This is a genomic window from Aeromonas sp. DNRA1 (assembly GCF_963888745.1).
In the GTDB taxonomy this organism is placed as follows: Bacteria; Pseudomonadota; Gammaproteobacteria; order Enterobacterales; family Aeromonadaceae; genus Aeromonas; species Aeromonas hydrophila.
Genome location: NZ_CAWPKQ010000002.1, coordinates 737,636 through 749,770, shown reverse-complemented (window position 1 = coordinate 749,770; position 12,135 = coordinate 737,636). Strand labels below are relative to the sequence as shown.

General features: G+C 62.8%; 10 protein-coding genes. 8 read left to right on the top strand and 2 right to left on the bottom strand.

The window, feature by feature from the left end; genetic code table 11:
* Positions 1 to 281: 281 nt before the first annotated feature.
* The 3 genes from dinG to AACQ43_RS09405 all read left to right on the top strand — a co-directional run bounded on the left by dinG (position 282) and on the right by AACQ43_RS09405 (position 4,168).
* The gene (gene dinG, locus AACQ43_RS09415; protein WP_168967067.1) at positions 282 to 2,354 is read left to right on the top strand and encodes an ATP-dependent DNA helicase DinG; all 2,073 of its coding nucleotides are present in this window, start codon (positions 282 to 284) and stop codon (positions 2,352 to 2,354) included.
* A gap of 173 nt (positions 2,355 to 2,527) precedes the next feature.
* A complete protein-coding gene (locus AACQ43_RS09410; protein ID WP_039215929.1) occupies positions 2,528 to 3,187 on the top strand; it encodes a YccT family protein in 660 nt (219 codons plus the stop codon).
* Positions 3,188 to 3,271: 84 nt separating this feature from the next.
* Entirely contained in the window at positions 3,272 to 4,168 is an 897-nt protein-coding gene (locus tag AACQ43_RS09405) for a histone deacetylase family protein (protein ID WP_168967066.1), read from the top strand.
* A gap of 165 nt (positions 4,169 to 4,333) precedes the next feature.
* Here AACQ43_RS09405 and AACQ43_RS09400 read toward each other — a convergent pair whose 3' ends face one another.
* Both AACQ43_RS09400 and ylqF read right to left on the bottom strand, forming a co-directional pair.
* Complete coding sequence (locus tag AACQ43_RS09400) at positions 4,334 to 5,482, bottom strand: MFS transporter (RefSeq protein WP_168967065.1); 1,149 nt, start codon at positions 5,480 to 5,482, stop codon at positions 4,334 to 4,336.
* Positions 5,483 to 5,855: 373 nt separating this feature from the next.
* On the bottom strand, positions 5,856 to 6,806 hold the full coding sequence (gene ylqF, locus AACQ43_RS09395; protein ID WP_016351290.1) for a ribosome biogenesis GTPase YlqF: 951 nt from the start codon (positions 6,804 to 6,806) through the stop codon (positions 5,856 to 5,858).
* Positions 6,807 to 7,138: 332 nt separating this feature from the next.
* Here ylqF and AACQ43_RS09390 point away from each other — a divergent pair, with 332 nt between their 5' ends.
* From AACQ43_RS09390 to rnk, 5 genes are all read left to right on the top strand, one after another.
* Positions 7,139 to 8,530 carry an alkaline phosphatase gene (locus AACQ43_RS09390; RefSeq protein WP_043119163.1) on the top strand — a complete coding sequence of 464 codons (1,392 nt, stop codon included), beginning with the start codon at positions 7,139 to 7,141 and terminating at the stop codon, positions 8,528 to 8,530.
* Between the two features lie 11 nt (positions 8,531 to 8,541).
* Positions 8,542 to 9,948, top strand: a complete 1,407-nt coding sequence (locus tag AACQ43_RS09385; protein WP_211162504.1) for an alkaline phosphatase — start codon at positions 8,542 to 8,544, stop codon at positions 9,946 to 9,948.
* A 50-nt stretch (positions 9,949 to 9,998) separates the two neighbouring features.
* Positions 9,999 to 10,682 carry a hypothetical protein gene (locus AACQ43_RS09380; protein WP_168967064.1) on the top strand — a complete coding sequence of 228 codons (684 nt, stop codon included), beginning with the start codon at positions 9,999 to 10,001 and terminating at the stop codon, positions 10,680 to 10,682.
* 41 nt (positions 10,683 to 10,723) lie between these two features.
* Positions 10,724 to 11,494, top strand: a complete 771-nt coding sequence (locus AACQ43_RS09375) for a transporter substrate-binding domain-containing protein (RefSeq protein WP_168967063.1) — start codon at positions 10,724 to 10,726, stop codon at positions 11,492 to 11,494.
* A gap of 231 nt (positions 11,495 to 11,725) precedes the next feature.
* A complete protein-coding gene (gene rnk / locus AACQ43_RS09370) occupies positions 11,726 to 12,121 on the top strand; it encodes a nucleoside diphosphate kinase regulator (protein ID WP_011706600.1) in 396 nt (131 codons plus the stop codon).
* Positions 12,122 to 12,135 lie beyond the last annotated feature (14 nt).

Sequence of the window (12,135 nt, the reverse complement as noted above, 5' to 3'; positions counted from 1 at the left end):
TCCAATCCGCAATGAAAAAACTTGGAACTTTTTACGAAAAGCATAGTCATAGCGGAAAAATTGTGACCTGAATCCCACATTGTTTGCACGCCATGGGAAAACGTTTACAGTGATAACCGCTGGTATTATTCGGTCAGGTTGGTGATTTATCACACAATAGCGGTGCCGCGCCCTATATAAAGAAGAGGAGGTCGGATCTGTGCGTTGCCACATGCCTCGACCCGGGTTGCCAGTTGCAGGTATCCTGTTCCCCTTCACCCTGTGCAACGGTCATTTTTTTCATGCTGTCTACCCGTCTCAAAACCACCATTCGCAATACCTATCGACAAATTGCCGATGGCTTACCCGGTTTTGTGCCGCGCAAGGAGCAGAATTTTCTGGTGGCCGAGATAGCCAAGACACTGACCGGGGAGTATGACAAACAGCGTCGCATCCTGGTGGCCGAAGCCGGCACCGGCATCGGCAAGTCCCTCTCCTATGCCCAGGGGGCCATCCCGGTGGCACGGCTCACCCAGAAGAAGCTGGTGATCTCCACCGCCACCGTGGCGCTGCAGGAGCAGCTGATCCACAAGGACCTCCCCTTTTACCACCGCCACAGCGAGCTGCCGTTTCGCTTTATGCTGGTCAAGGGGCGCCAGCGTTACTGCTGCGAGCACCTGCTGGAACAGGCCGCAAGCGGCAGCGAGATGGCCAACTTCGAACTCGACTTCGGCAGCCTTAGCAAGCACAAGCCGTCAGAATCCGACAAGAGTTGCTATCAGGCGCTGTGGCAGGCCTACACCGACGGCAAATGGGATGGCGATCGGGACAACTGGCCCAAACCCATCACCGATCTCTGCTGGGATCGCATCGCCGCCGACCGCCACACCTGCAACAAGGCGCTGAGCCATCATCAGCACTGCCCCTTCCACCGTGCCCGCAACGACATGGATGCGACCGATGTGCTGGTGGTCAACCACGCCCTGCTGCTCTCCGACCTCACCATGGGGGGCGGCATCATACTGCCGCCGCCGGACGAGTGTATCTATGTGCTGGACGAAGCCCATCACTTGCCCACCATCGCCCGCGATCACGGCGCCGCCTCGGCCAGCGTCAAGGGTTCGCGCCGCTGGCTGGAGAAGCTGGCGCAGGGTGCCGGCAAGCTGGCCAGAACCCTCAACAAGGAGAGCCTGCTCGATCCCCAGCTCAAGCTGCAGGATGCGCTGGCTTCCCTGCAGCCGGATCTGAAGGCGCTGGAGCAGTGGCTCGCCGCCAACGACCGGCTGTTCAATGAGGAAAAACACTATCGCTTCGCCGATGGCGTCTTGCCCGACCCTCTGCCGATGCTGGCGGAGAACCTCAAGGAGGCGAGCAAGAAGGCGCTGCGGGCGCTGGACAGAATGCAGGGCGCCATTGGCGAGGCGTTGAAGGATGGCGAGATCCGCCGCAAGGAGGCAGAACCTCTGCTGGCGGAGAGCGGCTTCTATCTGCAGCGGCTGGAGGGTTTCTGTGCCCTGTGGGAGATGTTGGGGCGCCATGTGCCCGAGGGCAAGACGCCATTGGCCCGCTGGATGGTCAAGAGCGATGACGGCGACATCTGGCTGCATGCCTCCCCCATCGAAGTCGGCTATCTGCTGGAAGAGTGGCTCTGGTCCAGGTGTCTTGGCGCCGTGCTGGTGTCGGCGACCCTGACCGCCCTCTCCTCCTTCAGCTATTTCCGCCACCAGGTGGGGCTCAAAGAGCACGACGGTACCCGCTATCTGCGGCTGCGCTCCCCCTTCGATTACCAGAAGGCCGAGCTCTATTTGCCCAAAATGGAACACGAGCCCAGCGCCCCCGCCTTCACCCAGGAACTCATCAGCACCCTGCCCCGTCTGCTGGCCGGCAAGGAGGCGAGCCTGGTGCTGTTCTCCTCCTACCGGCAGATGAACGAGGTGGCGGTGGGGCTGCGGGCCAAGGGGCTCTCCCTGCTGGTGCAGGGCGAAGCCTCCCGCAATGCCCTGCTCACCCTGCACAAGCAAAAGTGCGATGGCGGCCAGGCCAGCATCCTGTTCGGTACCGGTAGCTTCTCGGAAGGGCTGGATCTGCCCGGCCACTACCTCACCAACCTGGTGATCACCAAGCTGCCATTTGCGGTGCCCAACTCGCCGGTGGAAGAGGCCACCGCCGAGTGGGTCGAGAAGCGGGGCGGCAACCCCTTCCTGCAGCTGACGGTACCGGAGGCCTCCCGCAAGCTCATTCAGGCCTGCGGTCGTCTCATCCGCAAGGAGGCGGACAGGGGCCGGGTCACCATCCTCGACCGACGTCTATTGACCAAGCGTTATGGCAAGGGGCTGCTCGACGCGCTGCCCCCCTTCAGCCGTCGGATTGAGTAAGACAAGGGGCGATTGGCTCGGTCAGAACCCGTGCCGTGGCTCGCGTTTGCTTTAAACATCGGGGCCGAGAGGCAGCCCAGGCGCCATAAACGCCTATTGCTGCCCTTGGGCAAACCTGTAAAAATGAGCCCCTGTTTTTCAGTGGGCACTCGCCGACTGTTCAAGGAGATGAAATGAAACTGACTGTTCTGGTGCCGGCCCTGGCTGGTCTGTTGTGGGCAGGTAGTGCCCTGGCCGATGCCCAATTGGAAGTGACCAACCCCTACGTCGTACAGCTGATCGATGGCCAATCCATCAATCCCAAGCTGCTCGACAAGACCAACACCTTTCCCCTCAAGGCCGGCAAGCACCAGCTGGTCGTCGCCTTCGAAGGCAACTTCTCCAGCCGCAGCGATATCAAGCTGGTCACCGCCGAGCCGCTGGTGATCAACTTCACCGCCGCCGACAACCAGAAGCTGGTGCTGGACTACAAGAAGCCGCGCAACGAAGCTGAAGCCAAGCAGTTTGTCAAAGAGCAGAAGGTCGCACTGAAAGACAAGAGCAGCAATCAGGTCGTCGCCAGCGAGCAGTTCGTGCTGCCGAAAGTCGAAGGCTTCCAGCTGACCCGTGACTATCAGCAAGAGCTGCTGAACATGGGCAAGGCCTTCAACCAGCCGGCCACTGTTGCCGTCTCCACCGCCGCCGTCATGGCCGCCAACAGCGCCCCGGTGCAAGTGGCCCCCAGCAAGGCTCAGAGCAACCCGGAAGCCCTGACGCAGCTGCAAAACTGGTACAACAAGGCCGATGCGGAAACTCGCAAAGCCTTCCAGATCTGGGTGATCCAGCAGCAGTAATGGCGCGCGAGCACTCGTTTCGTGTGACAAGGGGAGCCTGGCTCCCCTTTTTCATATCTGCCTCTCCAGCAAGGCCCTGCCGTCATGTCACTGCGCATCTTCTATCACCCCCTCTACTCCGCCCTGACCCTGCCAGCGCGTCATCGCTTCCCGCTGGCCAAGTACCAGGCGCTGTTCGAGCGGCTCGGCCACCTCGGCTATCCGCTGGCAGAGGCCGCCCCTGCCACCCCTGAGCAGATCAAACGGGTGCACGATGCCGCCTATGTGGAGGCCGCCCTCACCGGCACCCTTGATGCAGGCGCCATTCGCCAACTCGGTTTCCCCTGGTCGCCCCTGTTGATTGAGCGCACTCTGCGCTCGGTGGGGGCCACCCTGGCCGCCAGCCGCCACGCCTTGGAGCAGGGTTGTGGCTTGCAGATCTCCGGCGGCTATCACCACGCCCATCGAAACGTTGGCAGCGGCTTTTGCCTCTTCAACGATCTGGTGATCGCCGCCCAGATGTGCCTGGACGAAGGGCGCTGCGAGCAGGTACTGATCGTCGATCTCGATGTCCATCAAGGGGATGGCAGCGCAGCACTGTGCCAGGGGCGGCGCGACATCATCACCCTCTCCCTGCACGGGGAGCACAACTTCCCCCGCCACAAGCCCGCCTCCCACATGGATTTTCCCCTGCCAAGCGGCATGGCGGACGATGCCTATCTCACCACGCTGGCAGAGGCGCTCAACCTGGCGCTGCGGCTCTATGCCCCCGACCTCATCCTCTATCAGGCCGGGGTCGATGTGCATAAGGACGACGAGCTTGGCTATCTCGCCTTGAGCGATGAAGGGGTCCGCCAGCGCGATGCCATGGTATTTGACTGCGCGCAGCGGCACGGGCTGCCCATCGCCGCCGTGCCGGGCGGCGGCTACCGGCGTGACTGGCAGCAGTTGATCCCGCTACATATGTCCTTGTTTGAAGAGGCGAAAAAGCACTACGGCTAGCCGTTTATCTCTTCGTCAATCTCTCCTCTCCATGAAGCTCTAACTGGCAACCGTTGCAAACAACGAGGCGGCCCTGGGGCCGCCTCTTCTTTATACCGGGTACCCAGCACCCTGGCACCATCTTGCCCCCATGTCGGGAAGCGAAACTGGCGTCCTGCTGCCCGTTCAGGCGTGTGCCACCGGCGTTGGGTGTTCACCCAGCTTGCGCAGCAACATCAGCAGATAAACGCACGACACGCCGGCAATCACGATGAACAGCTGATTGTCCGAAAGGTGCTGCATCAACAGCGCGGTACAGGCCGGCCCCAGCAGGCTGCCGATGGTGTAGCTCAGCAGCAGCGCCTGATTCATCGCCACCAGCTGATGGTGCTCGACCTTCTCACAGGCCCACGCCATAGCCACCGGGTAGAGAGTGAAACCGGCGGTGCCCAGCACAAATAGCGCCGGCCCCATCGCCACACCGCCAAGCATGGCGCAACACCCCAGGATCACCACCAGCACCTGTACCCGCAGCACCGGTAGGCGCCCGAACCGATCCGCCAAACGACCCACCGGCCACTGCCCCAGGATGCCCGCGCTCACCATCACCGCCATCCAGTAGCCAATACCGGCATCACTCACCCCGCGGTGATTCAGATAAAGCGGCATCAGGCCGTACAGCGACCCCAATACCATGCCGGAGATGATGCAGCCATCGACCCCGAGCCGCGCCTGCCGCAGTCGCAGCATCGGCCAGACCCGGGAGCGCCCTTGTTGCTCATTGCGTTCACTGACGATGCGGGTGAACAACAGCGGCAGGATAGCCGCCAATACCAGCCCGGTCGCCCAGGGCAGTACCTCCATCAGGCCGGTCGGCAGCTTGCTGACCAGCAGTTGCCCGAGCACGGTCCCCAGGTAATAGACCATCATGTAGGCAGCCAGCAGCCGCCCTCGATTGCGCGCGTTGCCACTGCACATCAGCGCGCTCTCCACCACCACCCAGATCATGGCGCAGCCGATGCCGGCGAGGAATCGCCAGCCGAGCCAGCTCCAGAAACCAAGGGTGATACCGAGCCCGACACAGCCAGCGGCAAAGAGGGCGGAGGCCAGGTAGTAGCTGCGGTTGAACCCGTAGCGTTTGATCAGCGCCCCCGCCAGCAGGGTGCCCAGCAGGTTGCCGCTGAAATAGGAGGAACTGACCATGCCCACCTGCCAGGTCGGCAGATTGTCATGGGCCAGCCAGAGCGGCACCAGGGTGTTCAACACCGCGATGGCCAATGTCAGCAGCAGCAGGCCGCAGAGCAGCAACAGCACTGGCCGGGTGTAGGTCGTCATGGGTAATACCGTGCGGAGAGTCAAAATGCGAGCGCATCATGCCACCGCCAATGCCATTGTCAATCGGCGTTAATTGGCGCAGGGGATGTTTTTTTCGCGCAGGCAATAAAACCTCATTTGGCACCGCTCAGCGCTTGCTCGGCAGCCCGGTTCATCCCCTTGATTAACGAGTAGTTTGGCGGTCTTGCTGGGGCATGACCGGTCGTTCATCCTCATCAACCTTGCGCGGCGCCATGAACATGATAGCGGGCAGCGGCACACAAAAGTACGCGCCCACAGTGGCCAAGCAGCTTCGTCACTGATGCCCAATCTGCCCAAAAACGAAGAGGCGACCCCTGGGTCGCCTCTTCGTGAGTACTTAGCACAACACCGGTTAACGCTGACGCTTCTTGGCGTACTTGCGACGTGCCCGTGCCTGACGCTCCTCTTCCCGCTCCGCCTTCTCCTTGGCCTTCTGTTCGGCCTCGGCCTCGGCTTCCACAATCTCGACGCTCACCATCGCCGGGGTCTCCAGCGAGATGCGGCCCAACAGACCTGAGCGGAACTCATTGACCAGGATCTCGGACGCCTTGTGCAGATCGGCCAGGCCGCCCTTGCGCATGAAGCCGCGCTGGCGGGCGATGAGCTCCAGCAGCTCGATCTCGGTCTCCGGCAGCTCGCTCAGCTGGTAGCGCGCCTGGATCCGCTCCGGGTAGGCCTTGATGAAGTAATCGGCGGCAAACATGGCGATGTCGGCGTAGTCAAATACCGTGTCCTTGATGGCGGCCGTGATCGCCAAGCGGTAGCCGCAGGAGGGCGGGTTGAGCTTGGGCCACAAGAAACCCGGGGTATCGGTCAGGATGACGTTGTTGTCGAGCTTGATCCGCTGCTGGGACTTGGTCACCCCCGCCTCGTTGCCAGTACGGGCGATGATGCGCCCGGCCAGGGTGTTGATCAGGGTGGATTTGCCCACGTTGGGAATGCCCATGATCATGGCACGCACGCCGCGCAGCTCCAGATTGCGCTCCGGTAGCATCTCGTGGCAGAGGGTCAGCAGCTGCTTGATCTTCTCCGGCTCCTGCTGGGTCAGGGGCAACGCCTTGATCCCCTTCTCCTGCTCCATGTGGGCCACCCACAGCTCGGTGATCTCGGGGTCGGCGAGATCCGCCTTGTTGAGCACCTTGATCACCGGAGTATCGCCGCGCAGCTCGGGCACCAGCGGGTTTTCGCTGGAGAAGGGGATGCGGGCGTCGAGCATCTCGATGATGACATCGACCTGGGGCATGACCTCGGCAATCTCTTTGCGGGCCTTGTGCATATGGCCGGGGAACCAGTTGATGGACATATCCGTTACTCTCATCTAGGGACTGCGGGCGCTGGCTTGCGGTGGCGCGAGCGGCGAGCGGTGGCGGACGCAGGGCGTCGCAAGGGGGCGCATTTTACCTGCACACGCCCTGATTTGACAGGCCATTCTAGCCGCCGGCCCGCAATCCGGCCAGATTCTCCCCCACCCGGCCCCCTCGCCCACCGGCATCCCATGCTCCGGCTGCATTAATATAAGCTATTGATACAACATAACATTCACGCAACACCTTCATCGGATTGTCATCCCGTTTCACTAAAAGTGTCATCTGCGACCTCTAGGCTGCGCTCAGGTTTTACAAGGAGCGAACCCCAATGAGAAAGATGGCAGGACTTGCATTGATGATCGGCGCCGCCCTGGCTGCCGGCTGCAACTCCAACAACGACAGCAGTGCGCCCGCCCCCGGCGCCAAGAACGTGATCTTCTTCCTCGGCGACGGCATGGGTCTCAATACCCTGACCGCCGCCCGTATCTACGGCGTCGGTGAAGAGGGCAGTCTCACCATCGATACCCTGCCGGAGACGGCCTTCATCAAGACCTTCTCCCACGACGCCCAGGTGACCGACTCGGCCCCCTCCATGTCCGCCTACATGACCGGGGTCAAGAGCAACAACGGCGTCATCAGCATGGACAGCGACGCCACCCAGGAGAGCAACTGCAGCAAGAGCGGCGGCAAGCCGGTCACCACCTTGCTGGAGCTGGCCAAGGCCGCCGGCCGCGGCACTGGGGTGGTTACCACCACCCGGGTGACTCACGCCACCCCGGCCGCCACCTATGCCCACCTCTGCAACCGGGATCTGGAAGCCGACATCGCCGCCCAGCTGGTGCCCGGCGGTGCCGGTTACAACAGCGCCCTCAAAGAGGGGGTGGACGTGGTGCTCGGTGGCGGCAGCAGCTTCTTTTTGCCCAAGACCGACAAGGGCAAGCGCGAGGATGGCCGCAACCTCATCGATGAGATGAAGGCCAAGGGCTACCAGTTTGCCGGCAATCTGGACGAGCTGAACAAGGCCGAGGCGGGCAAGCCGCTGCTGGGGCTGTTTGGCTCAAGCCACATGAAATATGACCTGGACCGACCCGCCAGCGAGCCTTCCCTGGCCCAGATGACCCTGGCCGCCATCAAGCAGCTCAAAGACCAGAAACAGGGCTACTTCCTGATGGTGGAAGGGGGCCGCATCGACCACGCCCTGCACGACACCAACGCCAAGCGAGCCCTGCAGGACACCCTCGCCTTCGACAACGCCATCAAGGCGACCCTCGACGAGGTGAAGAAAACCGATCCCGAGCTGAAAAACACCCTGATCGTGGTCACCGCCGACCATGACCACACGCTAGTCCTGAATGGTTATGCCAAGCGCACCGGCAAGACCACCGCCGACAACCCCGGCGTGCTCGGGCTGGTGAAGAACTACGAAACCGGCGAACCGAGCAAGGATGCCGATGGCATGCCCTACACCATCATCGGCTTTGGCAACGGCTACAACCGGGTGGACGGGCCGCGCAGCAGCGTGGCACCGCTGGATGACGCCACCGTCTCCGCCAACGACTATCACCAGGAGGTAGTGGTCAAGGTGGGCGAAATCGGCAACGAGACCCACGGCGGCACCGACGTCTTCCTAGGCGCCATCGGCCAGGGAGCGGACAGCTTCCACGGCTCACTCGACAACACCGCCGTGTTCGGCAAGGTCAAGGCTGCGGCCGGGCTGTAAGGAGCATTCCCATGAAAAGAGCCATCAACCAATCCATGAAACAGAACCTGCATAAAACCCTGGTCAGCACGGCCCTGCTGGCCGCCCTCGGCGGCGCGGCCCAGGCACAGGCCAGCGACGCCAAGAACGTCATCCTGTTTATCGGCGACGGCATGGGCCCCACAGTGCTCACCGCCACCCGCCTCTACAAGGTGGGGGAGGAGGGCAATCTGGAGATGATGAAGCTGGCTCGCAGCGCCCGCATCAAGACCTTCTCCAACGATGCCCAGACCACCGACTCGGCCCCCTCCATGGCGGCCTACACCACCGGGGTCAAGATGAACAACGAGGTGATCGCCATGAGCAGCGACACCAAAGCCATCGCGCCCGGCAAGGACGCCAACGGCAACAAGGGCGTCAACAACTGCGCCAGCGACAACGGCAAGCCGGTGCCCACCATCCTGGAGCTGGCCAAGGCGGCAGGCAAATCGGTCGGGGCCGTCACCACCACCGAGCTGACCCATGCCACCCCGGCCGCCACCTATTCCCACATCTGCCACCGGGATGCTGCCTACGCCATCGCCGCGCAGGCGGTACCGGGCGGTGCCGGCTTCAACCAGGCGCTGGGGGACGGGGTCGACGTGCTGATGGGGGGCGGCGCCAACCACTGGACGCCTTACAACAGCACCAGCAACAAGGGGGGCCGCGCCGACGGACGGGATCTCACCGCCGAGCTGACCGCTCAGGGCTATCGCTACGTCACCACCAAAGATGATCTGGCTGGCGTCAACTCGGGCAAGGTGCTTGGGCTGTTCAGCGCCAAATCCCACCTCGACTACGAGCTGGACCGCGTCGCCAAGGGGGCGGCCAATACCCAGCCGTCGCTCTCCGAGATGACCGCCAAGGCGATCGATCTGCTCAGCCAGAACAGCCAGGGTTATTTCCTGATGGTGGAAGGGGGCCGCATTGACCACGCCCTGCACGGCACCAATGCCAAGCGTTCGCTCACCGATGCGGTAGCACTGGACGAGGCGGTCAAGACGGCGCTCGGCAAGGTGGATTTGAAAGATACCCTGATCGTGGTCACCGCCGACCATGACCACACCATGACCATCAACGGCTACTCCGCCAAGGGCAACAAGGTGCTGGATCTGGTGAAAAATGGCGATGGCTCGACCCAGAACGACGTGGATGGCAAGCCGTTCACCACCCTGGTGTTCGGCAACGGCCCCAACCGTCCCGATGTGCGCCCCACCCTCACCAGCGATCAGGTGATGGCGGACGACTACCTGCAGGAGACCGGGGTCAAGCTCGGCTCCGAGACCCACGGTGGCGGCGATGTCATGCTGTTCGCCGACGGTGCCGGCAGCAGCCGCTTCAAAGGCACGCTGGATAACACAAAGGTGTTCGGCAAGCTCAAGGAGGCGCTCGGCCTGTAAACGGCAGGGCCCGGCAGGGTGCCGGGCCCTGCTCGTTCGAGCGATCCCCCATGATGCGATATTTACTTCCGCTATGGCTGTTCGCCAGCAGCCTCTCTTTTCCCCTCCTTGCCGATGAAATCCCCGATCTGGCCGCCCGCATCCGCTATCAGGACAGGGTGACCAGCAGCGATGGCATCAGCAAGGAGAGCCAGTGGCAGGAGAAGTGGCTGCGGGTTGGCGATCAGGTGTGGAGCCAGCGGCTCATCCCGCTGCCCCTTGCCCGCGCCTATCACGCCACCCACGATGCCACCCCGGGCCACAAGCACTTTACCCACCAGATGGCGGCGCGCTGGGTGACCCGCGACCAGCAGGGGATGCTGCAACTGCGCTACGCCGACAGCTGGCACAACCAGCTGGTGGAGGTGCCTGAAGAGGAGTACGGTCAAGTGGCCTTCAAGCCCGACTGGCCGCGGATCCGCCATCTCATCAACCCGGCCCTGTTGCAGGAAATGACGCCCCTCGACGAGGCAGCCCCCGAACAGGCGCGCTGGTATGAAAAACGCGAGGGCAACCAGCGCACCCGCATCCTCTGGTCGAGCCGCTGGCAGCTGCCGCTGGTGGTGGAGTCGGCGAGCCTCGACGGTTATCGCAGCTACCGGATGGAGGTGACCCTCAAGCCCCTGCCAAAGAGCCAGCCCTGGCAGCAGCTGGACGGCTACCAGACCCTTGATCTGCGGGATTTCTTCGACTGACGGGACGCCCCGAATGGGGTGAGCTGATTTGTGCTGACGGGATGTTACACTCTGTGTACTCATCCCAAATCCGGCCAGCCATGCGAACTTCCCTTCTCTTGCTGCTTTGCACCCTGCTCTTCCCCGCCGCCCAGGCTAAGGCCGTGGTGGTCATCGCCGCCGAGATCCCCCCCTACGTCATCCGCTCCTATCAGGGCGCCCCGAGCGGCATGGCCATCGAAGTGCTGGAGGAGGCGGCCCGCCGCCTCAAGGAGCCGCTGACCATCGAGCTGATGCCGCTGGCCCGCGCCCTCAGCCAGACTCGCCACCGCCAGGACGTACTGCTGGTGCCGCCGGTGCGCAGCCCCCAGCGCGAGCCGCAGTTCCTGTGGATCGCACCGCTGCTGGACGAAGCCTTCGTGCTGGTCAGCCATCGCCAGCACCACCCGACGCCTCTCACCACCAACACGCTGCCCGGCCTCACCATCGGGGTGATGCGCGGCTCCTATGGCCAGAGCCTGCTGCAGCCCTACCCGCAAGTGAAGCAGGCGCTGGTTGCCGAAGAGATCCACAACGCCGACAAGCTGGCGCTGGGCCGTATCCAGGGCTGGGCGGTGGCCTGGAACAGCGCCCGCTACAACCAGCAGCAGGCCGGTCTGCCACTGACGGATCTGGTGCGCGGCGACACCCTGCAGCGGGCCTCGCTTTACTTGGCCGCCAGCCCCCGTTTCCCGCCCGCCGAGGCAACCCGCTGGCGCAAGATCATCGCCACCATGCACGACGATGGCAGCCTGGCGCGCATCATCAAGCAGTACGATTACCAGGCCCCCTGACAAGCTTGTCAGGATAATTGCCAAAGCAGTCCAGAATGGTTATGGTATCCCCATGAAAGCGCTCATTATTTTATCAAGCCAGCTCACACCCCGTTGAGCCCCCGCCCTCGCCTCCGACAGCGAGTCGTTCGGGGGCGTCGCATTCCCGATCTGTTTTTTCGTATCGCACAATCTTTTTCGACCAGCTTGCCCGTCATCCTGGTCATTTAACCCATTGATAAGGAATATCTTATGAAACAACCTCATCTCGTGATCTCCAGCCTGGATCTCGACCGCATCGAGCAACTGCTCGGCAACCATCCCCAGCACCTGGCCCTGCAGGAGGAGCTGGATCGCGCCGAGATGCGCGAGCCGGCCGACATGCCCCCGGACGTGGTCACCATGAACAGCACGGTGCGCTTCAAGATGCCGAGCAGCGGCAACGAGTTCTGCCTGACCCTGGTCTACCCCAAGGACGTGCAGGGTGACGAGTCGAAGATCTCCGTGCTGGCCCCGGTCGGCAGCGCCCTGCTCGGCCTGAAGGTAGGCGACAGCATCGCCTGGCCCGGCCCGGCCGGTCGCACCATCGAGGTGGAGATCCTGGAAGTGGTCTATCAGCCGGAGCGGGCCGGCGAGCTGCACCGCTAATCCTCCCGGGTACG

Coding starts and splice junctions, on each gene's coding strand:
- AACQ43_RS09410 (WP_039215929.1), top strand. CDS start 2,528: ATGAAACTGACTGTTCTGGTGCCGGCCCTGGCTGGTCTGTTGTGGGCA.
- AACQ43_RS09380 (WP_168967064.1), top strand. CDS start 9,999: ATGATGCGATATTTACTTCCGCTATGGCTGTTCGCCAGCAGCCTCTCT.
- AACQ43_RS09385 (WP_211162504.1), top strand. CDS start 8,542: ATGAAAAGAGCCATCAACCAATCCATGAAACAGAACCTGCATAAAACC.
- rnk (WP_011706600.1), top strand. CDS start 11,726: ATGAAACAACCTCATCTCGTGATCTCCAGCCTGGATCTCGACCGCATC.
- AACQ43_RS09400 (WP_168967065.1), bottom strand. CDS start 5,482: ATGACGACCTACACCCGGCCAGTGCTGTTGCTGCTCTGCGGCCTGCTG.
- AACQ43_RS09390 (WP_043119163.1), top strand. CDS start 7,139: ATGAGAAAGATGGCAGGACTTGCATTGATGATCGGCGCCGCCCTGGCT.
- ylqF (WP_016351290.1), bottom strand. CDS start 6,806: ATGTCCATCAACTGGTTCCCCGGCCATATGCACAAGGCCCGCAAAGAG.
- AACQ43_RS09375 (WP_168967063.1), top strand. CDS start 10,724: ATGTTACACTCTGTGTACTCATCCCAAATCCGGCCAGCCATGCGAACT.
- dinG (WP_168967067.1), top strand. CDS start 282: ATGCTGTCTACCCGTCTCAAAACCACCATTCGCAATACCTATCGACAA.
- AACQ43_RS09405 (WP_168967066.1), top strand. CDS start 3,272: ATGTCACTGCGCATCTTCTATCACCCCCTCTACTCCGCCCTGACCCTG.